Origin of the sequence: Duganella sp. Dugasp56, from assembly GCF_047304105.1 — a bacterium.
Taxonomy (GTDB): domain Bacteria; phylum Pseudomonadota; class Gammaproteobacteria; order Burkholderiales; family Burkholderiaceae_D; genus Rugamonas; species Rugamonas hordei.
Genome location: NZ_JBGLYQ010000060.1, coordinates 17,936 through 40,451 on the forward strand (window position 1 = coordinate 17,936; position 22,516 = coordinate 40,451).

A 22,516-nucleotide genomic window follows, 5' to 3' on the forward strand; every position below is an offset into this window, starting at 1 on the left:
AGGAATTGTCATGAAACGAATCGCCTCCATGCTGTTGACGGCCACCGCCGTCGCCGCCGCCGCCGCAGTATCAGCCAACGCCGCCAACGCCTCCGCCGCCGCCATCAAGAACGTGGTGCTGGTGCACGGCTCCTTTGCGGACGGCTCCGGCTGGCGCGCGGTGGCCGACATCCTCGAAAAGGACGGCTACCATGTCGCCGTGGTCCAGCATCCTGAAACCTCGCTGGCCGACGACGTCACCGCCGTCAAGCGCGTGCTGGCCATGCAGGACGGCCCTGCGGTGCTGGTGGGCCACAGCTACGGCGGCGTCGTGATCACCGAGGCCGGCACCGATCCGAAAGTGGCCGCGCTGGTGTATGTGGCCGGCATGGCGCCGGACGAAGGCGAGGTGGCGGGCCAGCTGCTGCAGAAGATCCCGGCCGCGTCGACCGCCGTCATGCCCACCGCCGACGGTTACCTGTTCCTCGATCCGGCGCGCTTCCGCGCCGATTTCGCCGCCGACCTGCCGGCCGAACTGACCAGGTTCATGGCCCTGTCGCAGGTGATGACCAACGGCGCCGCCTTCGGTACCAAGATCACCAACCCGGCCTGGAAGACCAAGCCGACCTGGGCGATCGTCGCCACCGAGGACCGCGCCATCAATCCGGAGCTGGAGCGCTTCATGTACCAGCGCGCCGGCGCCAAGGTCACCGAAGTGAAGGCCAGTCATGCGGTCTACATCTCGCGTCCCAAGGAGGTGGCGGCGGTGATCGAGAAGGCCGCCGCCGGCGTCAAATGAGATACCGGCGCGCTTGCCTGTGGCTGGCGCTGACGATGATGGCGTCGCCCTGCCGCGCCATCAGCGAAGGCCCGTTCGCCGCTTACTTTCACACCGGCTGGACGCCCGGGGACGGCGCCCCCGCCGGCGTGCGCTGCATGGTGCAGGATGCGGCGGGCTGGCTGTGGGTGGGCGGCGCCAGCGGCTTGTACCGCTTCGACGGCAACCGCTTCGAACGTCTTGATGCCATCGGTGGCCGCACGCTGCGTAAAAGCCACATCTCGGCGCTGGGCTGGATCGACGGCGCGCTGTGGGTGGGCTACCAGTTCGGCGGCGTCGAGCGCTTCAAGGACGGCCAGGCGCTGTACTTCGGCAAGGACAGCGGGCTGCCGCAGGCCAACGTCCACCAGTTGATCCAACAGGCAGCCGGCGGCGCCGTCAGCGCCGCCACCTCGGCCGGTTTGTTCGACTGGGACGGGCAGCGCTGGACCCGCGCCTGGCCGCTGGGCGCCACCGGACCCGATCGCGTGCTGAACGCCTTTGTCGCGCCCGACCGCTCGCTGTGGATACAGGGCGGCAAAGGCGTCTGGCGGCGGCCGGCCGGCGGCGCGTTCGCGCCGGTCGACAGCGACGACCCCTGGACCTTTACCTTGTTCGCCGTACCTGGCGGCGGCTTCTGGGCGGCCGGCGCCAACGCCGGCTTCATGCAGTATGACGCCGTCGCCCGGCGCTTCCGGCGCGGCCCGCCGGCGCCCGCGAGCGAGCATGGCAACGCCTTGTACTTCCTGCGCGACGGTTCTGCGTGGATGGGCGGCAAGGGCGGCATCCAGTTGTTGGCCGACACCCGCAGCTTCGGCGCGGTCGCCGCGCTGAGCCGCGAGAACGGCTTGAGCGACGCCATTATTCAGACCTCCTACGAAGACCGCGACGGCAATTTGTGGCTGGGGACGACGGGCGGCGTCGACCGCATCCGCCGCCGCGCCACGCACGAGATCAGCCTGCCCAAGGAGGGCTATTACACGCCGTCCGTGGCCGCCGATGCGCACGGCGGGCTGTGGATCGGCACCCACGTCGGCCCGCAGTTGCGCGAATTGCGGGCCGACGGCGTCTGGATCGACCACCAGCTGAGCGAGGTCGATAACCTGCAGCGCGCGGCCGACGGTGCCATCTGGGCCGCGAGCCATGCCGTGGTCGCCCGCTATGCCGGCGGCGGCGAGCAGCGCTGGCCGGTGCCGGCGGAAATGGCCGGTCCGGTGCAGACCATGGCGCCGGACCGCGACGGCTCTTTGTGGCTGAGCGTGGTCGGCAAGCGTGAGCTGCTGCACCTGGGCGACGGCGCCTGGCAGCGCCGGCCGGACCGCATGGGCTACCCGGATACCGCCATCTACCTGTTCCTCGACGAGCGCGGGCGCCTGTGGCAGGCCTACACCGACAACCGGGTGGCGGTGGCCGACGGCGCGGCCATCACCCGCTATACGGACAAGGACGGCCTGAGGATCGGCAACGTGCTGGCCATCCTGGCGCGCGGCGCCCGGCTGTGGGTGGGCGGCGAGCGGGCCCTGATGTTCCTCCACAACGGCCGCTTCGTCGCGCTGCAACGGCGCGACGGCAGCGACTTCCTCGGCGTGTCGGGCATCGTCGAACGCGACAACGGCGACCTGTGGCTGCACGGCCTGGAGGGCGTCAGCCGCATCGCCGCCGCCGATGTCCGGCGCGCACTGGGTGGCGGCGACGCGCGCGTCGATGTCGAGCGGCTGGACTACAAGGATGGTATCGTCGGCCAGGCGCCGCAGGTGCGGCCCATGCCCTCGCTGTTCGATGGCGGCGATGGCCGCATCTGGTATCACACCAACAGCAGCGTGGGCTGGATCGATGCCGGTCATCCGGCGCCTGGCCGAACGGCGCCGCCGGTGAGGTTGCTGGCCCTGGCGACCGACGCGCAAAGCTACGCGCCCGGGCCTGGCCTGCGCCTGCCGGCGGGCACCGGCAGCCTGCGCATCGATTACACCGCGCTGTCGCTGACGATGGCTGAACGGGTCAATTTCCGCTATCGGCTGGAAGGCAGCGACGATGGCTGGACCGAGGCGGGAGGCCGGCGCAGCGCGTACTACACCAATCTGTCGCCGGGCGAGTATCGCTTCCAGGTGCAGGCGTTCGACGGCGCCGGCGTGCGCACCGCCGATGGCGCGGCCCAGCAATTCTCGATTGCGCCCACGGTCACGCAGAGCCGCTGGTTCCGCGCGCTGTGTGCGGCGGCGGCCTTGCTGGCGGCCTGGCTGCTGCACCGCTGGCGCTTGCGCCGGCAGGCGGCGCAATTGCGGGCGCGGCTCGATGAGCGGCTCGACGAACGGGGCCGCATCGCCCGCGAACTGCACGATACGTTGCTGCAGTCGGTGCAGGGCCTGGTGCTCAAAGTGCACGGCGTGGCGGTGCGCATGGCGCCGCAGGAGCCGATGCGCGGCATGCTCGACGCCGCGCTGGTGCAGGCCGAAGACACCATCATCGAAGGACGCAACCGGGTGCGCGATTTGCGCAGCCGCGAGGAGGGGCGCGAACTGGTATCGATGCTGGCCGCCGTCACGCAGGAACTGACCGGCGAAGATACTCCGCCATGCGACGTAGTCAGCGTCGGCGAGGCGTGCGCGCTGGCGCCAGGCATCGGCGGCGAGGTCTTCGCCATCGGCCGCGAGGCGATGCTGAACGCCTTCCGCCACGCCCATGCGGGCAAGGTCACGGTGGTGGTGGCCTACAGGCCGAGGCAGCTGCGACTGGTGGTGGCGGACGACGGCGTGGGCATGCCGCCGCTGGTGGTGGCCGAAGGCGGGCGTGCCGGACACTGGGGCTTTGCCGGCATGCGCGAGCGTGCGGCGGGCATCGGGGCCGAGCTGGCGCTGCGGGCACGCCAGGGGGGCGGCACCGAATGGGTGCTGACGTTGCCGGCCGCGCTGGCTTATGCGCAGCGGCCACGGGGCGGCTGGCGCTGGCGGCGGTGCTGGTTGCGTCTCAGGCGGCGGTGAGCACGCCGGCGCGCCGGGCACCTTGCTTGAGCAGATCGGGCCGGCCCAGCACCATGCCGAACAACACCTGCTCGAAGCGTTCCATCGGCACCATGCTGCGCTGGGTCTTGGCCAGCAGCGTGGCGCCCTGCAGTCCGCTGACGATGAACTCCGCCACCGGTCCGCTGTCCACGCTCTTGGCCAGCTCGCCGGCCTTGACGGCAGCCGTCAGGCACTGCGCCAGCGCGCGCCGCAGGTCGCCGACGATCTCCAGCAGCCGCAAACGTATCGCCTCGTGGTGGTCTATCGCTTCCCCCATCAGGTTGCCGAACAGGCAGCCGTTCTCCACGCCTTCCCGCACGGCGCGCTCGCGGTTCGCCTGCAGGTAGGCACGTAGACGGGCCAGCGGCGCCAGCGCGTCGTTGCGCAGCGTCTGTTCCAGCAGCTCGCGATGGCGGCCAAAATAAATGTCGAGGATCTCCAGTCCGAACGCCTCCTTGGAGGCGAAATGATTGGTGAACGAGCCTTGCGGCACCCCGGCCGCCTCGACGATGTCGCGCACGCTGGCGCCGCCAAAGCCTAGCCGGTGCACCGTGTGCAGGCCGGCGTCGAGGATGCGGTCGCGATTGGAGATTTTGTTTTTCATCGAAAAATAATACGGGCATACATAGTGCGCGTCAATCTGCCTTGTGCAAGAGTGTCCGTAATGGTGGTAATTATCGAATTTGGTTCCGTTTCAGCCGGAGAGTACGGTATATTGGGGTGGCTCCGCACAGCCCAGCAGCGGCAGCAGCAGTTGCTGGCATTGCCGCAGCGGCGTCGGCTCGCCGTGTGCGCGCGACAGCAGCATGGCGCCCTGCAGCGAGGCGACGGCGAACGCCGCCAGTTCATCGACTTCGCTGTGCGGCGCCAGCAGGCCGGCGCCGCGGGCATTTGACAAGCAATATGCAAGCGACCGCTGGATTTGGAGTAGCATGTCAGCCAGCCGATTGCGCATCAGCTCGCTGATGCCTTCGCCCTCGGCGCACAGCCTGCCGAACAGGCAGCCATGGCGCGCGGCCTCGCCATCGAGTTCCTCCAGCAGGGCCGCGAAATAACGCCGCAGCCGCTGTGGCGCGGGCAGCGCGTCATTGCGCAGTGTGCCGCGCATCAGCCGGTAGTGTTCGGCGAAATGGCGTTCCAGGATCTCCAGCCCGAATGCTTCCTTGCTGGGAAAATGACTGGAAAAGCTGCTGGCCGGCAGGCCGGCCGCCGCAGTGACGGCGCGCAGGCCGCAGCGGGCATAGCCATGGACGTGAATCAGTTGGCTGCCGGCGGCCAGCAATTTGTCGCGGTTGGTGTTGGTATGCATGAACGATCAGAAAACAAGAACAGGGAGCTGGAAATGGGGCTGGATGAACTGGGCGACGGCGATGCCGGCGAAGCGACGCGGCCGATCACCGTCATGGCGGTGGACGATCACCCGCTGTTCCTGGAAGGGATTGCCAGCGTGCTGACGGCCGAACCGGGCATGCAGCTGGTGGCCCACGCCCGCAACGGGCACGAGGCGCTGCTGCGTTACCGCGACACGCGTCCCGACGTCACGCTGATGGATATCCAGATGCCGGACATGGACGGCATCGAGGCGACGGCGCTGATACTGAGCGAGTTTCCGCAGGCGCGCATCGTGGTGCTGACCACCTACGAGGGCGACGGCTTCGTGCTGCGGGCGATCCGCGCCGGCGCCTTCGGCTATGTGGTCAAGAGCAGTTTGCGGCGCGACCTGGTGGCGATGGTGCGCAGCGTCCATATGGGCCGCCGCAGCGTGGCGCTGACGGTGGCGATGGACCTGTGCGGGCTGGCGCCGGACGACCGCCTGACCGCGCGCGAGCTCGATGTGCTGCGGCTGGTGGCCGACGGCCAGTCCAACAAGCGGGTCGGCTTGACGCTGTCGATTTCCGAGGAAACCGTCAAGACCCACATGAAAAGCATCCTGCCCAAGCTGGGCGCCAACGACCGCGCGCACGCGGTGGCGCTGGCGATCGGACGCGGCATCCTGCCCGCGCCCGGCACCGGGGCGGGGCGCGACAGGCGCTGACTGCTCAAGCTTCAACGGGGATAAGGCGATGCGCATGACGGCTCCAGTGAAGCAGCCAGTGTAGGCGGCGCCGCCGCCGGGCGTATCCCCGGATGGTGTGAAAGCGCCTCACCCGGCCGGGGGAGTGCCGTGCGGCGCGGCCATGTGCAGGTGCTCGGCCGGCCGCACCGTGAGCGTGTACCACTTCTCCTTGCCGCCGGGGTCGCGATGGCAGCTGAACTCCGGCCGCAGCTCGCTGCTGTCGCACCAGCGCTGGAATGGCTGCCACACGCCGTGGTAGGGGTGGGTGGCGTCGCGGATATCGTAACCTTCCTTCCAGCGGTAGGTGTGCAGGATGGCGGCGATCTTGTCGTGCTGGCCGTTGCCGATGGCCAGCGGCAGCGGCGACAGGCCGGCCAGGATACAGCCGGCAAAACCGGTCGACGCCTGGTGGAAGAAGTCGCGCACCAGCTGCAGGTCTTGTTGCGCGCACGGCCCCTTGCCGCTGGCCTGGCGCTCCAGCTCCTTGACGCAGTCCGCCGTTTCGCACTGCTGTGCCCGCAGCAGGCGGCCCAATGATGGTGTGGTCATGATGTCTCCTTTCAGTTGGCCGCGAGCGCGGCGGGGGCGTCCTGCCAACCGCCGCCCAGCGCGCGTATCAGCGCCACGGTGGCGACGGCGCGGCTGCCGTTAAGCTGCGCCGCCTGGCGCTGCACGGTGGTCAGGTTGCGCTGGGCGTCGAGCAGGTCGAGGTAGCTGGAACGGCCGGCGCCGTACAGCTTTTGCGCCAACTCGGCCGAACGCCGGGCCGACACCAGCGCCTCGCCGATCTGCTGCGACTGGGCGCCCAGGATGCGCAGGCCCGCCAGGTTGTCTTCGACGTCGGCGTAGGCGGCCAGCACCTGCTGGCGGAACGCCGCCACGGCTTCCTCCAGCGCCGCCTCGCTGCGCGCGATATTGCTGCGGTTGCGGCCGCCGTCGATCAGCGGCATGGACAGCGCGGCGCCGGCCAGCCACGAACGGCTGCTCCACTTGAACACGTCGGCGAAGGTGGCGGCCTCGCCGCCGCCGCCGGCGTTCAGCAGCAGCGCCGGGAAGCGCGCCGCGCGCGCCACGCCGATGCGGGCGTTGGCCGCCTCCATCTGCCGCTGCGCGGCCGCCAGGTCCGGCCGCCGCTGCAGCAGCGACGACGGCAGGCCGGGCGGCACCACCGGCGGCGCGGCGACGCCCAGCGGCTGCACCGGCACCGAGTAGCCGCCGGCCGGTCTGCCCAGCAGCACCGCCAGCGCATGCTCGTTGACGGCGCGCTGCTGCTGCAGGCCGATCGCCTCGGCGCGCGCGGTCGACAGTTCGGTGCGGGCGCGCACCAGGTCGAATTCGCCGATGTCGCCCAGGTCGTAGCGCCGCTGGTTGACGGCAAGGCTCTTCTCGCGCAGGCCGACCGCCTCCGCCAGCGCCGCCAGTTCGGCATCCGTTTCGCGCAGCCGGAACCAGGTCTGCGCCACGTCGGCCTGCAGCGACAGCAGCACCGCGCGGTAGATGGCGGCGCTGGCGGCGGCGTCGCCGCGGGCGGCAGCCACGCTGGACGACACGCGGCCGAACAGGTCGGCCTCGTAGCTGGCCGTCAGCCTGGCCTGGTAAATGCTGGCCGGGGCCACCGGCGAGCCGGCCGGCAGTCCCAGCTCCAGCGGCGACTGCCGCACCCGCTGCGCGCCGATGCCGGCGTCGAGTTGCGGCATCCGCTGCGCCTCGGCGATGCCGGCGATCGCGCGCGCCTGGCGCAGACGGGCGGCGGCGCCGGCCAGGTTCTGGTTGGCGGCGGTGGCCTCGGCGATCAGCCTGTCGAGCTGAGCGTCGTTGAACACGCGCCACCAGGCGCCGTCGGGCTGGCTGGCTGCCGGCTGTGACGCTTCCCAGCGCGAGCCGTCGGGCAGCGTGAGCGCCGGCGCCGACTCCCGGTGCGCGGCCTCCTTGTAGGCGTCCGGCGCGGCCAGCTCCGGCTGGCGGAACTGCGGCGCCGAGCAGGCGCCCAGCAGCAGGGCGGCGCAAGCGCCCAATGCGCGGGCTGTGGCGGGCGATGTCATGGCGTCTCCTTGGTGTATGCCGGTGCGATGCCTTCTTCCAGGCTGTGGATATGCGGATTGTGTCCGTGCTTGTCGATCAGGCGCTGGCCGCCCGCCAGCTTGCGCAGCAGGACGTAGAACACCGGCACCAGCAGCAGTCCGAACAGGGTCACCCCCAGCATGCCGGAAAACACCGCGACGCCGATGGCCCGGCGCATTTCCGAGCCGGCGCCGGACGACACCACCATCGGCAGCACGCCCATGATGAAGGCGATCGATGTCATCAGGATGGGGCGCAGCCGCATGCGGCTGGCCTCGATCGCCGCCTCGACGATGGTGCGGCCCTGCATTTCCAGTTCGCGCGCGAATTCGACGATCAGGATGGCGTTCTTGGCCGACAGGCCGACCAGCACCATCAGGCCGATCTGGGTGAAGATGTTGTTGTCGCCGTCAGCGATCCAGACACCCGCCAGCGCGGCCAGGATGCTGACCGGGACGATCAGGATGATGGCCAGCGGCAGCGTCAGACTCTCGTACTGCGCGGCCAGCACCAGGAACACCAGCAGCACGCTGATCGGGAAAACCAGCAGCGCGGCGTTGCCGGCCAGTTTTTGCTGGTAGGCCAGGTCGGTCCATTCCATCTTGATCCCGCGCGGCAGCGTTTGCGCGGCGATCCGTTCGATCGCCGCCTGCGCCTGGTCGGACGAGTAGCCCGGCGCGGCGGCGCCGTTGATGTCGGCCGCCGTGTAGCCGTTGTAGCGCACCACCATCTCCGGCCCGTAGGTGGGCGTCACCGTCAGCAGCGACGACAGCGGCACCATCTCGCCGTCGGCGTTGCGGGTCTTGAGCGTGCCGATGTCCTCGGCGTAGGCGCGGAACGGCGCATCGGCCTGGATGCGCACCTGGTAGACCCGGCCGAAGCGGTTGAAGTCATTGACGTAGGCCGAACCGAGGTAGATCTGCATGGTGTCGAACACGTCGGTGATCTTCACCCCCAGCTGCTTGGCCTTGACGCGGTCGAACTGCACGTCCACCTGCGGCACGTTGATCTGGTAGGTGGAGAACAGCGGCCCCAGCTCCGGCGCCTTGGACGCGGCGGCGATGAAGGCGTTGGTGGCGTCGTTGAGCGCCGTGTAGCCCAGCGCGCCGCGATCCTCCAGTTGCAGCTTGAAGCCGCCCAGCGTGCCCAGTCCCAGCACCGGCGGCGGCGGGAACACGCCGATATACGAGCCCTTGATGGCGCCGTACTTGGCGCCGAGCGAGTCGGCGATCTTTTGCGCCGTCAGGCCGCTGCGCCGGCGTTCGTCGAAGCTTTTGAGCGTGACGAACATGATCGCCGCGCTCGACGAGCTGGTGAAGCCGTTGACCGACAGTCCGGGGTGCTGCACCGCCGCCTCGACGCCGGGCTCCTTCAGCGCGATCTCGCCCATCTGCCGCACGATCGCCTCGGTGCGGTCCAGCGACGCCCCGTTGGGCAGCTGGGCGATGGTGATGATGTATTCCTTGTCCTGCAGCGGCACGAAGCCGCCCGGTACCGCCTTGTTGATCATCACCGCGCCGGCCAGCAGCACCACGTACAGCAGCATCATCGCACCCTTGCGGCCCACCATGCCGGCCACGCCCTTGCCGTAGAAAGCCGAGCCGCGCTGGAACACGTTGTTGAAGCGCTGGAAGAAGCCGCCGAATACGCGGTCGATGGAGCGCGTGAGCCAGTCCGGCGGCGTCTCATGGCCGCGCAGCAGCAGCGCCGCCAACGCCGGCGACAGGGTCAGCGAGTTGAAGGCCGAGATCACCGTCGAAATGGCGATCGTCATGGCGAACTGCTTGTAGAACTGGCCGGTCAGCCCCGACATGAAGGCCAGCGGCACGAACACCGCCACCAGCGTCAGCGCGATGGCGACGATCGGCCCGCTCACCTCGCGCATGGCCTGGTAGGTGGCCTCGCGCGGCGACAGCCCCGAAGCGATGTTGCGCTCGACGTTTTCCACCACCACGATGGCGTCGTCGACGACGATGCCGATCGCCAGCACCATGCCGAACAGCGACAGCGCGTTGATCGAGAACCCAAAGCCCAGCATCAGCGTGAACGTGCCGACGATCGATACCGGCACCGCCAGCAGCGGAATGATGGCGGCGCGCCAGTTCTGCAGGAAGACGATCACCACCAACACCACCAGCGCGATGGCTTCGAGCAGCGTGTGCACCACCGCCTCGATGCTGGACTTGACGAAGCGGGTCGGGTCGTAGACGATCTGGTACTCGACGCCGGCCGGCATCTCGGTCGCGGCTTCGGCCATTACCTTGCGCACGTCCTCGGCGATCTGCAGCGAGTTGGCGCCGGGCTGCTGGAAGATCCACATCGCCACCGCCTGCTGGTTGTCGATCAGCGCGCGCTGGCCGTAGTCGGCCGCGCCCAGCTGCACCCGCGCCACGTCGCGCAGATAGGTGACGCTGCCGTCGCTTGACGCCTTGAGCACGATGGACTGGAACTCTTCCTCGGTGGTCAGGCGTCCCTTGGCGTTGACATCGAGCTGCAGCGGCACGTCGGGGCCCGACGGCGAGGCGCCGATGATGCCGGCCGAGACCTGCACGTTCTGTTCGCGGATCGCGCGCACCACGTCGCTGGCGGTCAGTCCGCGCTGGGCGGTTTTTTGCGGATCGAGCCAGACCCGCATCGAATAGTCGCCCGAGCCCTTGAGTGTGACCTCGCCGATGCCCTTGACGCGGGCCAGGCGGTCGCGCAGGTTCAGCAGCGCGTAGTTGCGCAGGTACTGCATGTCGTAGCGGCCGTTGGGCGAGACCACGTGCACCACCAGCGTCAGGGTGGCGGACGACTTGACGGTCGTCACGCCGAGCCGCTGCACATCTTCGGGCAGGCGCGGCAGCGCCTGCGACACGCGGTTCTGCACCAGTTGCTGGGCCAGGTCGGGATCGGTGCCCAGCTGGAAGGTGACGGTGGTGGTGGTGTTGCCGTCGCTGTTGGCCTGCGACTGCATGTACAGCATTTTCTCGACGCCGTTGATCGATTCTTCCAGCGGCGCCGATACCGTCTCGGCGATGACTTTCGGATTGGTGCCGGGGAACTGCGCGTGTACCAGCACTTGCGGCGGAATGATTTCCGGGTATTCGGAAATCGGCAGCTTGAACATCGAGATCACACCGCCCAGCAGTATCAGCATCGACAGCACGCCGGCAAAGATCGGCCGGTCGATGAAAAATTTGGAGATGTTCATGTCAGGTTCCCGTGCGCGTGTCAGCTTTGCCGGCACCGGGCATCGGCACCGCCTTCACCTTGACCAGGTCGTTCGGGCGCACCCGCTGCAGGCCGTTGACGACGATGCGCTCGCCCGGCTTCAAGCCGCGCGTGACGATGCGCTGGCCGTTGTACAGCGGTCCCGGCTCGATCTCGCGGTATTGCGCGCGGCTGGCGGCGTCGACCACCATGACGAATTTCTTTTCCTGGTCGGTGCCGATGGCGGCGTCGTCGACCAGCACCGCCGCGTGCGGGGCGCCGCCACCGACCTTGATGCGGGCGTACAGGCCGGGCAGCAGCACGCCGTCCGCGTTGTCGAAGCGGGCGCGCACGCGGATGGTGCCGGAGCGCTGGTCCAGGCGATTGTCGATCGAGTCGACGCTGCCGTTGCGCGAGTAGCCGCTTTCATCGGCCAGGCCCAGCGCCACCGGCACCACGGCCTTGCCGCTGTGGCTCAGGTAGCGCAGGTAGGTTTGCTCGTCGACCTCGAACGCGGCGTAGACCGGCGACAGCGAGACCACGGTCCCGAGCAGCGGGGCGCCGGGGCCGGCCGAGACCACATTGCCGACGGTCAGCTCGGCGCGCGACATGCGGCCGGACACCGGCGCCACGATGTGCGCGTACATCAGGTTGATGCGGGCAGCGTCCAGCGCCGCCTGGGCCGCCTGCAGGCTGGCCGTCGCCGCACTGGCGGCGTTTTGCGTCTGGTCGTAGTCGCGTTTGGCGATGGCGTTGTCGCCCAGCAGATTCTGCGCGCGGCCGGCATCGGTGCTGGTGTAGCGCTCGTTGGCCTTGGCCAGCGCCACTTGCGCGGCGGCGCGGTTGACTTCCGCCTGGTAGGGGCGGGGATCGATATCGAACAGCGGCTCGCCTTTTTTCACCAGCGCGCCGTCCTTGAAATGCACGGCGACGATGGCGCCTCCCACCAGCGGCCGGATCTCCACCTTGTCGATCGCCTCCAGCCGGCCCGAATAGCCCTGGTAATCGGTGATGGTGCTGCCGACCGCCTGGGCCGCCTCGATCTCCGCTGCCGGCGGCGGCGCATCGGCGGCGCCGCCTTGCGCCGGGGCGCCGTACACCAGCATCGCTCCGCCGATGATGGCGGCGATGGCGACCACCCCGGCCGTGGCCAATTTTTGATGACGATCCATGACTTGCTCTCCTTTTAATAAAATACGTTCGTACATGTTTTATAAGTTAGCATGGCCGGGCAGTCAGGATTTTCTTTTTGGAGGGGGATGCTCCTATCCTATTGGGAGGAAGTGAACCGTTCGGAGGAGGGCTCAGTAGCCGATGTTGCCCGGGAAGTTCGCGGCCACATACCGCATCACCTGATGGCTGTCGCGCACCTGGCCTTGCGCGTTGAGCACATCGCCGGCGGGCGGCGATGTCCCCAGTCCCCGCTGGATTTCCTGGATCACTTGCTGGATGACGGCGGAATAGTCGTCGCCCAGCGGATCGTGGATCGCGCCCGCCAGCTCGCCGACGGAGACGCTGCCGTCGGCGTTGGTGTCGAGCTGCTGAAATTGCAGCGCCGCCTGGCCGGAGCCGCCGCCGGCGGCGCTGATTTGCGTGCGGTATTCGTCGGCCGAGATGACCTGGTCGCCGTTGGTATCGACCGCCGCCGCCACCGTCGCCCGGTAGATCTGGGCGAACGATGCCGGCACCAGCTTGCCCTTGTCGTCGTCGGCCGCCGCGGCCTTGGGGATGCCGACCGATGCCGGCAGCGGGGACGAGGGGGCGATGTTGGATGAGATGTTGTGCATGCGTGCTCCTTGTTAGCGTAAGTTCACCAGGGTTTGCAGGATCGAATCCTCCCATCCCAGGTGTTGAACTTAGGAATTCTAGGCAGCGGCCGGCCACAAAGTATTGAACGAAGCACCGGTTTTGGAACGGTGCTTGGGTAAAGATTGGTCCTTCACGGAATGCAGGGCGTCGGCGAAATTATCGGTTCAATTTTGCTGGCGATAAGCCGCCGGGCTAACCCCGCTGCGCTGCTGCAATCGCCATTTTCCCGGTGGCAGGCCAACCACCCTTGCGAATATTCTCGTAAAGTGCGATTGGTCGGCGAACCCGCAGGCGTCCGAAATGGCGAGCAGCGTATCAGCGGTGTTGACCAACAGGTTGCGCGCGCGCTCTATGCGCAGTTCCAGTTGCCAGTTGAGCGGCGACTTTCCGGTCGCGTTCTTGAACGCGGTGGAAAAATAATTGGTGGACAAGCCACAGCGTTCGGCGATGTCGCTGACAAGCACGTCTTTCCCCACGCTGGCGGCCAGTATCTCCTTGGCCAGGTTGACCTGCCAGCCGGCCAGGGTGCCGCGGTACTCGCGCGCCGCCCGCGGCGCCGTGGCGTACCAGCTTGTCAGATGCGAATCGAGCGTCAGTCCCAGATGATGAACGAAGGCGGGCGTCACCGACTTGGGCCGGTCGACAGCTTCCAGCAGGCACTTCATCAGATTCAAGGCGATGGAATCCGTGTGGCCGCACAGAGGTTCCAGGACGGGTTGTTCCTCCCCGTTGCGGGTCTTGTAAAAGCGCAGCAGATCAAACGGTTGGTCAACCCTCAGGCTGACGTTGCGATCGCCAGGGATCAGGCAGATCTTGCCCTCATCGATAGGATCATGCATCCGATCGATGCCGTCCGCCGTGGTTGTATAAGGATGCAGGTATGCCAGGTTGATCGACAGCAGGTAGTCGGTTGCAGCGTCGGGTAGCGGCAGTCTGCCGACGTTTTCGTCGGTGGAACGCAGGCGTGAAAAGCCGAATTGACGGGATTTGACGGACCAAATATCCAATTTCGGCGTCGCCGGGTCTGAGTGCCGGTTCATGTCAACCGCAGCACTTCTTGGCCTTCTTGCCGCTGCCGCAAGGGCAGGGATCGTTGCGGCCGACCTTGGCCGCCTTGGGCAGGGGCTTGTGCCAGAAGGCGTGGATCTGGATCACCGCCGGCGCGATCTTCGCGGCGCGGTTGGCGTCATCGCGCTGGAACGGCGCCAGCAAGGCCGGCTGGCTGGCCCGCAGCGGGGCCCAGCTTTCCGCATCCAGCTGCACGCCGGCCAGGAAACCCTCGCACCACGCGTCGGCGGTCCAGGTGCCGCCGCATTCGTAGATCGGTTCGAAACTGCCCGGATCCTTGGCCATCCACTCGACCATGTATTGGTAGTGCCGCAGCACCAGGCCGGCGGCAGCAACGGTCTGGCCGGCCGGATCGGCGCCCCATACCAGCGGCAGCCATTGCTCCCGCGGCGGCTGACGCGGGCCGATGACGATCGCGGTCAGGAATCCTTCCAGCTTCGAAACGTCCATCGCCTGCGGCCCGAGCGCGGCCAGCAGGTCGTCCAGGTCATCGTATTCGTCGTCGTTGAGGGGCGTGCTGGGCATGATGGTGTTCTCGTGCGTGGAAAGCCGTCATTCTACTCGTGTGGGCATGTTTGCGAGTTTAGCAATATGATGCGGTAAGGCACCATTCAATACGATCATTCAAGGAGCAGACATGACAACCATAAAAATGCTGGCCGCAGCCAGTTTGTTGATGAGCGCGGCTTGGGCCGCCGCCGCCCCGACTGCCGCGCCGGACGCCGCCCAAGTGAAGGCCGCGCACGACATGCTGGCAGCCATGCAGGCGGAAAAAATGCTGCGCACCACGGCCGGCATGAGCAAGTATCCAAGCCCGGCGCAGCGCGAAATCGTGATGGCCAAGGTGGTCAAGCTGCCCGCCGAAGAAATCTACAGCCGCCTGGCGCTGCCCGTGGCGCGCCTGCTCAGCACCGAGACGGCAGCCGAGATGACCCGCTACTACCAGTCCAGCTACGGCCAGAAAGTGCTGATGCAGACCTACAATGGCCCGCCGCGCCTGTATCCGGAAGATCCGAAGCCGACGCCGGCGGAAAAGCTGGAGCTGAAGAAGCCGGCCTACGTCAAGGCCAGCCAGGAGTTCAAGGCGGCCGAGCCGGCCATTCATCACGAAGCGTTCGTGCTGCTGAGCGAAATCAACAAGGCCAAGTAAGTTGTTAATTTGTAAAAAATACCGGATACTCCAGCATCTCGCTTACCAAGGAAGATAGATGCTGAAGAAAATCGTTCTCGCCATCGCTTTGCTGCCGCTGGCCGTACAGGCGTCCAACCTGCCCGATTATCCGTTCATCCACACCGCCGGCGAAGGTTTTGTGTTCGTCATGCCGGACATGGGCGAGATCGACTTCGATGTCAGCGCCTTCGACCCCGACAGCAATGCCGCCGTGGCCCTGGTGCAGGCGCGGGTGGCGGAAATCCAGGCGCTGCTGGCCGAGCAGGGCAACACCCAAGCCGGCGACAGCGTGGCCGAGGCGGGCTTTCGCGACATGCGCAAGGAAATGCGCAAGGCCGCCGCCAACGCCGATCCGAACGCCGCGCCCGAGTACGAAATCCGCAGCGCCGTCCACATCGTCGTGCGCGACCTGGGCAAATGGCGCGCCGTCATGCAGGGCTTGCTGGGCAAGCCCAACATCGACCGCCTGGCAACCACCTTCGGCAAGTCCGACCGCGTCAAGGTCGAGCAGGAACTGACGACCGAAGCGATCAAGGACGCGCAACGTCGCGCCGAAGGCATGGCTGCCGGCTTTGGCAAGAAGGTGGGCGCGGTGACGGCGATCTCGTCCGGTCAATTGCGCAACCTGACCAATGCCGTCGGCCTGATGCCGACCGACTTCTACAACGCCCGTCGCGGCACCAACGCCTCGTCGGCGGAGAAGGACTTCCTGTCGATCCAGGCGCTGCGCTGGTCGCAAACGGTGGACGTGATTTTCCGCATCAAATAAGCCAGACGACGCCATGCGACAGCCTGCGTGCGCTGCCGCACGCAGGCGCCGCATCGGCCGCTTGTTTATTCCGCTTTGCGCCCGATCTGTCACTTGACTGCCAACTCAAGGAGAACAGCCATGGCCGCTACCGATATCCGTGCCCACACCACGCCCGAACCCGACATGCCGCCGCCGCAGCCGGAAAAAGATCCGCCGCCGGACAACATGCCGCTGCCCGACCAGGCGCCGATCGAAGAGCCGACGCCGAAACAACCGCCGATCAAGACTTGATCTTGCCAAGTGAGAAAGTGTGATGGTTGTTGCTCAAGGGATACATATTTTCATGTTTGTGTTCTTCGTCACACCAGCGTCAAGAAAGAGTTTCTATAATTTAGTCATGTCATCGGTTTTTCGTTCACGGAGAGCATCATGGGCAATTCATTACACAACAAAATCTACCTCGGCCGTCGCAGCGTTGCCCTGAGCACCAAGCGTGTACAAGCCTTGATTTGTGTAGCGGCGTTTGCCTCCATCGGCCTGATCTGGCTGGCGATCCGAGCGTTCTGAACGCACTTTATTTCTCGCGCATTGTTATCGTTTCTGGCTGCGGGGGCGCATTTTCTTGCCGTCCCCCGGCCGGGCGCGTACCATGAGGGCCGCAGCAGCCTCTTATGGAAAAAATAGCAATGAAGAATGAGAAATTAACGCAGGACGAATACAACGCACTCGATGAAGTCAAGCGCGGCATCAAGGGCGAGCGCGTCAGCGCCTGCGTCGGACGCAACACCAAGCGCCTGGCCGGCCTGAAACTGTTCACCATCGCCAAGAACGGCCGCATCTCGCTGACCGACAAGGGCGAGCAGACCCTGTTCCTGCGCCGCTGCGTGCTGGGCCTGCGCGCCATCGAGGCCGACCCGGCCAGCGCCATCGATGCCGATGTCGCCATGTTCCTCGGCAAGAAATCCCACATCGTGCCGCGCGCCGAGGGCGGCTTCGACATCAGCGACAAGGGCAGGGAATCGTTGGCCGATATCGCCAGTCAAGGCTTGTAAGACGCTAGTGGCGTACACGGCGGGTTTTTTTTGCTGTAATGTAGAGTTATAAAACAGCAATGAGAGCGCGCCAAACGCCATGAAATTCGAAACTTTGCGGAAGTTCAGGAAACTGTTCGGCATGCTGGCGGCGGCGGTCGCCGCTGTGCTGCTGGTGGTGTCGCTGTTCGTGGCCCATGTGCTGCAGCAAAGCCAGCAGCGCTACTACGACAACGCTGCCGAAACCTCCCACAATCTCGCCATCACGCTGGAAAACTTCCTGCACTCGCATTTCGAGGAAGTCGACCTGGCCATGCGCCGCGCCGGCAAGGAATTCACCGCCATGCACCGCGACGGGCGTTTCGACGACGCCCAGTTCAGCGCCTTCCTGCGCTCGCTGCGGGAGCGCATCCCCAACGCGCGCTCCGTGCGCGGCTCCGACGCCGCCGGCCGCGTGATCTACGGCGAAGAAATCGACCTGGCTCATCCGCAGGACATGAGCGTGCGCGAATTTTTCCAGCGCGCCCGGACCGAACACGACCTGATCATCGGCGTGCCGGTCAAGTCGCGCATCAGCGGCGAGTGGGTGCTGCCGCTGGTGTATCCGCTGGCGCTGCCGGACGGCAGTTTCGGCGGCACGGCCTACGTCAACATGAACAGCTCGCGCCTGACCGAATTGTTCTCGTCGCTCAACGTCGGCCAGCACGGCTCGATTGTCCTGCTGGACGACCGGCGGCGCGTGATCCACCGCTACCCCATGATCAAGGAGGTGGAAATCGGCACCGCCGTCCAGGTCACGGCGCCGACCCAGGCCATCCTCGACGGCAAGCGCAACAGCGCCACTTATAACACTGTCAGCCCGCGCGACGGCATGGAGCGCACCGCCAGCGTGGAGCGGGTCGGCGGCTATCCGATCTTCGTGGCCGTGGCCCTGGCCAGCGAGGACTTCCTGGCGCCATGGCGCAAGGAGGTGCGCAACTCGATCATCTTCCTCGGCTTGCTGGTGGCGTTCGCGGCCGCGCTGCTGGTGGGCGTGTGGTATGCGCTGAGGAAGCAATACCAATCGCTGCTGCAACTGATCGAAACCGACCGTGCGCTGCAAGGCTCGCTGGCCCAGCTGACGGAGTCCGAATCGCGCTGGCGCTCGCTGACCGAGGGCTTGCCGCAGATGGTCTGGACCGTGACGCCGGAACTGCGCATCGACTTCATGAGCCACCATTGGGAACGCTTCAGCGGCGTTCCCGCCGCGCAGCTGATCGCGGCGGGCGACTGGGCGCCGGTGCTGCATCCGGACGACCGCGCGGCGCTGCAAGCCGAATGGCGCCGCGCCGCCGCGGCCGGCGACGAATTCCGCGTCGATTGCCGCTTGCGCCGCCACGACGGCGACTGGCGGGTGTTCGACAACCGCGCCTTGCCACGCAAGGACGAGCGCGGCAGGATACTGGGCTGGGTCGGCAGCAGCACCGACCATACCGAGTCGCGCTCCGCGCACGCCGCGCTGCAGCTGGCCAAGGACGAGGCCGACAAGGCAGGGCGCGCCAAGTCGGAATTCGTCGCCAACATGAGCCATGAAATCCGCTCGCCGATGAACGCCGTGCTGGGCATGCTGCAACTGCTGCAGCAGACCGAGATGAGCGAACGCCAGCAGGATTACGCGGCCAAGGCGCATTCGGCGGCCAGCGCCTTGCTGGGGCTGCTCAACGACATCCTCGATTTCTCCAAGGTGGAGGCGGGCAAGCTGGCGCTGGACCCGCATCCGTTCCGGCTCGACAAGCTGTGGCGCGACCTGGCGGTGATCCTGTCGGCCAACGTCGGCACCAAGAATATCGAAGTGCTGTTCCGCATCGACCCGGCTCTGCCGGCGCTGGTGATCGGCGATGCGCTGCGGCTGCAGCAGATCCTGCTCAACCTGGCGGGCAACGCCATCAAGTTCACGGAGCAGGGCGAGGTCGTGCTGTCGGCGCAACTGCTGTCGCGCAGCGAGAGCGCGATGTCGGTCGCGTTTGCGATCCGCGACACCGGCATCGGTATTTCGGACGAGCAGTGCCAGCGCATCTTCGACGGTTTTTCGCAGGCCGAGGCGTCGACCGCGCGCCGCTACGGCGGCACCGGCCTCGGGCTGGCGATCAGCCAGCGCCTGGTGCAGCTGATGGGCGGCACCTTGCGCGTGACCAGCGAACCGGGGCAGGGCAGCCTGTTTGATTTCGTCGTCGAGTTCGGCGTGGCGGCGGAGCAGCCGGAGGCGCCGTTGGCTGAATTTACGGCAGGCATGCCGTCGATGGAATCGATGCGCGGCCTGAAATGCCTGGTGGTGGACGACAATCCGATCGCCCGTACCGTGCTCGGCGAGATGGCCGCCTCGTTCGGCTGGGAGGTCGATATCGCCGAGGGCGGCTACGAGGCGCTGGCCGCCGTCGGGGCCGTGCTGGAGCGGCAGCAGGCGTACGACATCGTCTTCATCGACTGGCGCATGCCGGGGCTGGACGGCTGGGAGACCAGCTGCCAGATCCGCAAGCTGGCGCCGGCCGGCAAGATGCCGCTGATCGTCATGGTCACCGCGCACGACCGCGAGCTGCTGGCGCAGCGCTATGCGGAAATGGAGCCGGTGCTCGATGGCTTCGTGGTCAAGCCGGTGACGGCGTCGATGCTGTTCGACGCGGTGGCCGACGCGCGCATGGAAAAGCGCACGCCGCTGGCGGCGGTGGCGGTGCCGTCGATGCGCCGGCTGGAGGGCTTGCGGCTGTTGCTGGTGGACGACAACCCGGCCAACCAGCAGGTGGCGAGCGAACTGCTGGGCAACGACGGCGCGCAAGTGGAGGTGGCCAGTTCCGGCCAGATGGCGATCGACGCCGTCTCAGGCTCACGCCCGCTGCCGGACCTGATACTGATGGACATCCAGATGCCGGAGATGGACGGTTACGAAGCCACCTATGCGATCCAGCAACTGCTGGGTGCGGACGCGCCGCCCATCGTCGCGATGACGGCCAACGCCATGGCGGCGGACCGCGTGGCCGCGCTGGACGCCGGCATGGCCGATCACATCGGCAAGCCGTTCGATCTGGCACAGTTGATCGAGGTGATACGCCGGCATGTGCTTGGCTCGGGAGCGGCGGCCGCGGCCGCGCCCGCGACGGACGGTGGCGACGCCGGCAATGGCGCGGCGGCGCTGCCCGAGGCCGGCCTCAACAGCGCCGCCGCGCTGAAGCGGATGGGCGGGCTGCAATCGGTCTACCTGATCGCCCTGCGCAGTTTTGCTGTGGAAGCGGCCAAGCTGGTGACCTTGCTGCAAGCCTCGTTCGCCGACGCCGATGTGGAAGGCTGCCTGCAGGCGCTGCAGGCGCTGCATACGCTCAAAGGCCTGGCCGGCACCGTCGGCGCCGATCGCCTGGCCGGCCTGGCAGGGCTGGCCGAGCGCGCGCTGAAGCAGGGCGCCAACGCCACCGCGTGGGATCAGTTGGCGCTGGTGCTGGACGCCTGCCCCATCGCGATGCACGACGTCGAGCAGCAACTGCGCCGGATGGACCCTGCCGCAGCCTAGTGGCTAGATGCCGGGTTAATGCGGCGGACCGGCGTCCTTGACCAGCAGCGATATGCTGGCGCCGACAGCCAGGTTTTCCCTGGCGTGGTATTGTCTCTCGATGCCCGCCCGGGCGTCGGCCAGGTTGGAGCTGCCTAACATCAGGCGCGCCTGAGCTGGACGTGCCCAGTCCCACAGTACGGTGAGGCTGTAACCGTCGTCTCCCAGTTGCGTCCGTGCAGACAGGCAGGCGCCATCCGATCCGCGAAACTCGAACGCATGCCGCGGATGAAGCACTTCGAGCTTGGCAAGTTCTGCGAGCTTCTCATCGGTGAGCCTGAAGTCGTAATCCTTGTCCACCTCCGGCTCGTCCGGGTACAGTTCTGCAATCGTCCTGCCCGGCGGAGCGGTGACCCCGTCCGCCAGCATATCGATGTCGACCCGCTGGCCCATCCGCAGCGCCTGTTCCGGTATCCAGATCAAGTGCGTGGACGGCGCATCCTTCGGATATTTTCCGCCGTCCGCACTCAACATGGCGGGCATTTCCCAGTGACGCTGCCCGGCGACCCGGATGGCGATGATGTCATGGCCGTCCGTGCTGATGGTGGCGACCACGACATCGTCAACGGCGATGCGAAAAGCTGGCATGGCGGCCTCAGGGCTGGAAGCCGTCCGCGCTGATCTGCAGTTCGGTCACGTCGCCGTATTGGGCGGCGATGCCCCGTATCGCTTCGGCTTTCCCCACCAGCACCGTCTGCAGATTGTTGCGCGGGAAGTGCTTGTCCACCAGCGCCTTGGCGCGCTCCGGCGTCAGGCTGTCGACGTCCTTCATGAAGTTGTCGATCTGCTCGCGGCCGACCTTGGACGCGTACATGTCGCCCAGCAGGCCCGCCAGCTGCTCCCCGGTTTCGTAGCGTGGCGGGAACTGGCCCTTGACGTAGGCCTTGGCCGATTCCAGCGTGGCCTTGTCGATGCCCTTGTCCCACAGGCGCTGGTACGTCTTGTGCGCCAGCGCCAAGGCCGCTTCCGTCTTCGGCAGCGCGGTGAAGCTGGAGATGGCGAAGGTGCCGGTCTGCGACAAGGTGGCGAACTCGCTACGCGCGCCGTAGGTCAGGCCGGAGTTGACGCGCAGCTCGTCGTTCAGCCACGACGTGAAGCGGCCGCCGACGATGGTGTTGAGCACCTGCAGCGGCACGTAGTCCGGATCGTTGCGGGCGATGCCGGCGCCGCCGATCAGGAAGGTGGTCTCGATGGCGTCGGGCTTGTTGACCAGCCACACGCGGGCCTTGTCGGCATGCACCTTGCCGTTGTCCTGCGCCGCCGGCGCCGGGCCGCTGGCTTGCCAAGCGCCGAACAGCGACTCGATCTGCTTGCGCATCTCGGCGGCCTGGAAATCGCCGACGACGATGATGGCGGCGTTGTCCGGACGGTAGTACTGCTGGTAGTAGCGCTGCACGTCGCCCTGCTTGAGCGCGCCGACGCTGCTGACCGTGCCGCCGGCCGGTATCGCATACGGGCTCTCGCCGAACAGCATGGCGCGGTAGTAGTTGCCGACGACGTTGCGCGGCGCTTCCTTGGCCTGCTTGAGGCCATTCACCTTGCGCTCGCGCAGCTTGGCCAGCTCGGCGTCGTCAAAGCTCGGCTGCTGGACGATTTCGGCAAACAGCGGCAGCAGCGCGGCCGTGTCGGCGCGGGCGAAATTGGCCTGCACCGTGCTCGCTTCGGTGCCGGCGCCGCCGGCCAGGCGGGCGCCGCGGAAGTCGAAGGCTTCGTCGATGGATTTCTTGTCGTGCTGCTTGCTGCCCAGCAGCAGGGCGTCGCCGGTCAGGTTGGACAGGCCGGGCTGCTTGGCGTCGTTGACGGCGCCGGCCTTGACCACGGCGCGCACCGAGATCAGCGGCACCTCGTGGCGTTCCATCAGGTAGACCGTCAGGCCGTTCTGCAAGGTGACGGTGTCGAAGGCGGGCAGGCGGAAATCGGCGGGGGGGGGGGGGGGGGGGGGCGCGCCCCCCCCCCCCCGCGCCGCGGGGCGGGGGCGGGGGGGTGTGTGTTGGTGTTTTTTATT

General features: G+C 67.0%; 20 protein-coding genes. 9 read left to right on the forward strand and 11 right to left on the reverse strand.

Going from position 1 to position 22,516, the window contains the following annotated elements:
• The first annotated feature begins 10 nt into the window (after positions 1-10).
• Together ACCD07_RS29075 and ACCD07_RS29080 are read left to right on the forward strand one after the other, a co-directional pair.
• Entirely contained in the window at positions 11-778 is a 768-nt protein-coding gene (locus tag ACCD07_RS29075; RefSeq protein ID WP_413449362.1) for an alpha/beta fold hydrolase, read from the forward strand.
• Positions 775-3,774 (forward strand): two-component regulator propeller domain-containing protein, encoded by a 3,000-nt coding sequence (locus ACCD07_RS29080; protein WP_413449363.1) that lies wholly within the window; start codon positions 775-777, stop codon positions 3,772-3,774. The genes ACCD07_RS29075 and ACCD07_RS29080 overlap by 4 nt, the downstream gene beginning before the upstream one ends.
• Here the strand turns inward: ACCD07_RS29080 and ACCD07_RS29085 are convergent.
• Together ACCD07_RS29085 and ACCD07_RS29090 are read right to left on the reverse strand one after the other, a co-directional pair.
• Complete coding sequence (locus ACCD07_RS29085; protein WP_413449364.1) at positions 3,761-4,399, reverse strand: TetR family transcriptional regulator C-terminal domain-containing protein; 639 nt, start codon at positions 4,397-4,399, stop codon at positions 3,761-3,763. The genes ACCD07_RS29080 and ACCD07_RS29085 overlap by 14 nt on opposite strands.
• Positions 4,400-4,489: 90 nt before the next feature.
• Positions 4,490-5,104, reverse strand: coding sequence for a TetR/AcrR family transcriptional regulator (locus ACCD07_RS29090; RefSeq protein ID WP_413449365.1), 615 nt, complete (start codon positions 5,102-5,104; stop codon positions 4,490-4,492).
• On the opposite strand from ACCD07_RS29090, the gene ACCD07_RS29095 reads away from it, so the two are divergent.
• A complete protein-coding gene (locus ACCD07_RS29095; protein WP_353402170.1) occupies positions 5,099-5,830 on the forward strand; it encodes a response regulator transcription factor in 732 nt (243 codons plus the stop codon). The genes ACCD07_RS29090 and ACCD07_RS29095 overlap by 6 nt on opposite strands.
• Positions 5,831-5,938: 108 nt before the next feature.
• Here the strand turns inward: ACCD07_RS29095 and ACCD07_RS29100 are convergent, their stop codons facing one another.
• The 7 genes from ACCD07_RS29100 to ACCD07_RS29130 form a co-directional block, all read right to left on the reverse strand.
• Complete coding sequence (locus ACCD07_RS29100; RefSeq protein ID WP_353402172.1) at positions 5,939-6,400, reverse strand: hypothetical protein; 462 nt, start codon at positions 6,398-6,400, stop codon at positions 5,939-5,941.
• A gap of 11 nt (positions 6,401-6,411) precedes the next feature.
• On the reverse strand, positions 6,412-7,893 hold the full coding sequence (locus ACCD07_RS29105) for an efflux transporter outer membrane subunit (RefSeq protein WP_353402174.1): 1,482 nt from the start codon (positions 7,891-7,893) through the stop codon (positions 6,412-6,414).
• Entirely contained in the window at positions 7,890-11,105 is a 3,216-nt protein-coding gene (locus ACCD07_RS29110; RefSeq protein WP_176653754.1) for an efflux RND transporter permease subunit, read from the reverse strand. Before ACCD07_RS29110 ends, ACCD07_RS29105 begins: the two co-directional genes overlap by 4 nt.
• A 1-nt stretch (position 11,106) precedes the next feature.
• The gene (locus tag ACCD07_RS29115; RefSeq protein WP_413449366.1) at positions 11,107-12,276 is read right to left on the reverse strand and encodes an efflux RND transporter periplasmic adaptor subunit; all 1,170 of its coding nucleotides are present in this window, start codon (positions 12,274-12,276) and stop codon (positions 11,107-11,109) included.
• Between the two features lie 132 nt (positions 12,277-12,408).
• The gene (locus ACCD07_RS29120) at positions 12,409-12,891 is read right to left on the reverse strand and encodes a hypothetical protein (RefSeq protein WP_413449367.1); all 483 of its coding nucleotides are present in this window, start codon (positions 12,889-12,891) and stop codon (positions 12,409-12,411) included.
• Between the two features lie 186 nt (positions 12,892-13,077).
• A complete protein-coding gene (locus tag ACCD07_RS29125; RefSeq protein ID WP_413449368.1) occupies positions 13,078-13,953 on the reverse strand; it encodes a helix-turn-helix domain-containing protein in 876 nt (291 codons plus the stop codon).
• 1 nt (position 13,954) lies between these two features.
• Positions 13,955-14,506 carry a UPF0149 family protein gene (locus ACCD07_RS29130; protein WP_413449369.1) on the reverse strand — a complete coding sequence of 184 codons (552 nt, stop codon included), beginning with the start codon at positions 14,504-14,506 and terminating at the stop codon, positions 13,955-13,957.
• Positions 14,507-14,618: 112 nt separating this feature from the next.
• On the opposite strand from ACCD07_RS29130, the gene ACCD07_RS29135 reads away from it, so the two are divergent.
• The 6 genes from ACCD07_RS29135 (at position 14,619) to ACCD07_RS29160 (ending at position 20,472) form a co-directional block, all read left to right on the forward strand.
• On the forward strand, positions 14,619-15,131 hold the full coding sequence (locus tag ACCD07_RS29135; RefSeq protein ID WP_353402184.1) for a hypothetical protein: 513 nt from the start codon (positions 14,619-14,621) through the stop codon (positions 15,129-15,131).
• A 58-nt stretch (positions 15,132-15,189) separates the two neighbouring features.
• Positions 15,190-15,921: an SIMPL domain-containing protein gene (locus ACCD07_RS29140; protein WP_176653759.1), complete on the forward strand. Its 732-nt coding sequence runs from the start codon at positions 15,190-15,192 to the stop codon at positions 15,919-15,921.
• 120 nt (positions 15,922-16,041) lie between these two features.
• Complete coding sequence (locus ACCD07_RS29145; protein WP_176653760.1) at positions 16,042-16,194, forward strand: hypothetical protein; 153 nt, start codon at positions 16,042-16,044, stop codon at positions 16,192-16,194.
• A 138-nt stretch (positions 16,195-16,332) separates the two neighbouring features.
• Positions 16,333-16,470, forward strand: a complete 138-nt coding sequence (locus ACCD07_RS29150) for a hypothetical protein (RefSeq protein WP_176653761.1) — start codon at positions 16,333-16,335, stop codon at positions 16,468-16,470.
• Between the two features lie 119 nt (positions 16,471-16,589).
• Positions 16,590-16,955: a hypothetical protein gene (locus ACCD07_RS29155; RefSeq protein ID WP_176654071.1), complete on the forward strand. Its 366-nt coding sequence runs from the start codon at positions 16,590-16,592 to the stop codon at positions 16,953-16,955.
• A 79-nt stretch (positions 16,956-17,034) separates the two neighbouring features.
• Positions 17,035-20,472, forward strand: a complete 3,438-nt coding sequence (locus tag ACCD07_RS29160; protein ID WP_413449370.1) for a response regulator — start codon at positions 17,035-17,037, stop codon at positions 20,470-20,472.
• A gap of 15 nt (positions 20,473-20,487) precedes the next feature.
• Here ACCD07_RS29160 and ACCD07_RS29165 read toward each other — a convergent pair whose 3' ends face one another.
• On the reverse strand, positions 20,488-21,099 hold the full coding sequence (locus ACCD07_RS29165; protein ID WP_413449371.1) for a hypothetical protein: 612 nt from the start codon (positions 21,097-21,099) through the stop codon (positions 20,488-20,490).
• Between the two features lie 7 nt (positions 21,100-21,106).
• The coding region (locus ACCD07_RS29170; protein WP_413449372.1) for a M16 family metallopeptidase at positions 21,107-22,516 on the reverse strand (1,410 nt) is incomplete at its 5' end.

Bases quoted from the DNA above. Each gene is read 5' to 3' on its own strand.
- ACCD07_RS29075 (WP_413449362.1), top strand. From the start codon at position 11: ATGAAACGAATCGCCTCCATGCTGTTGACGGCCACCGCCGTCGCCGCC.
- ACCD07_RS29080 (WP_413449363.1), top strand. From the start codon at position 775: ATGAGATACCGGCGCGCTTGCCTGTGGCTGGCGCTGACGATGATGGCG.
- ACCD07_RS29085 (WP_413449364.1), bottom strand. From the start codon at position 4,399: ATGAAAAACAAAATCTCCAATCGCGACCGCATCCTCGACGCCGGCCTG.
- ACCD07_RS29095 (WP_353402170.1), top strand. From the start codon at position 5,099: ATGCATGAACGATCAGAAAACAAGAACAGGGAGCTGGAAATGGGGCTG.
- ACCD07_RS29090 (WP_413449365.1), bottom strand. From the start codon at position 5,104: ATGCATACCAACACCAACCGCGACAAATTGCTGGCCGCCGGCAGCCAA.
- ACCD07_RS29100 (WP_353402172.1), bottom strand. From the start codon at position 6,400: ATGACCACACCATCATTGGGCCGCCTGCTGCGGGCACAGCAGTGCGAA.
- ACCD07_RS29105 (WP_353402174.1), bottom strand. From the start codon at position 7,893: ATGACATCGCCCGCCACAGCCCGCGCATTGGGCGCTTGCGCCGCCCTG.
- ACCD07_RS29110 (WP_176653754.1), bottom strand. From the start codon at position 11,105: ATGAACATCTCCAAATTTTTCATCGACCGGCCGATCTTTGCCGGCGTG.
- ACCD07_RS29115 (WP_413449366.1), bottom strand. From the start codon at position 12,276: ATGGATCGTCATCAAAAATTGGCCACGGCCGGGGTGGTCGCCATCGCC.
- ACCD07_RS29120 (WP_413449367.1), bottom strand. From the start codon at position 12,891: ATGCACAACATCTCATCCAACATCGCCCCCTCGTCCCCGCTGCCGGCA.
- ACCD07_RS29125 (WP_413449368.1), bottom strand. From the start codon at position 13,953: ATGAACCGGCACTCAGACCCGGCGACGCCGAAATTGGATATTTGGTCC.
- ACCD07_RS29130 (WP_413449369.1), bottom strand. From the start codon at position 14,506: ATGCCCAGCACGCCCCTCAACGACGACGAATACGATGACCTGGACGAC.
- ACCD07_RS29135 (WP_353402184.1), top strand. From the start codon at position 14,619: ATGACAACCATAAAAATGCTGGCCGCAGCCAGTTTGTTGATGAGCGCG.
- ACCD07_RS29140 (WP_176653759.1), top strand. From the start codon at position 15,190: ATGCTGAAGAAAATCGTTCTCGCCATCGCTTTGCTGCCGCTGGCCGTA.
- ACCD07_RS29145 (WP_176653760.1), top strand. From the start codon at position 16,042: ATGGCCGCTACCGATATCCGTGCCCACACCACGCCCGAACCCGACATG.
- ACCD07_RS29150 (WP_176653761.1), top strand. From the start codon at position 16,333: ATGGGCAATTCATTACACAACAAAATCTACCTCGGCCGTCGCAGCGTT.
- ACCD07_RS29155 (WP_176654071.1), top strand. From the start codon at position 16,590: ATGAAGAATGAGAAATTAACGCAGGACGAATACAACGCACTCGATGAA.
- ACCD07_RS29160 (WP_413449370.1), top strand. From the start codon at position 17,035: ATGAAATTCGAAACTTTGCGGAAGTTCAGGAAACTGTTCGGCATGCTG.
- ACCD07_RS29165 (WP_413449371.1), bottom strand. From the start codon at position 21,099: ATGCCAGCTTTTCGCATCGCCGTTGACGATGTCGTGGTCGCCACCATC.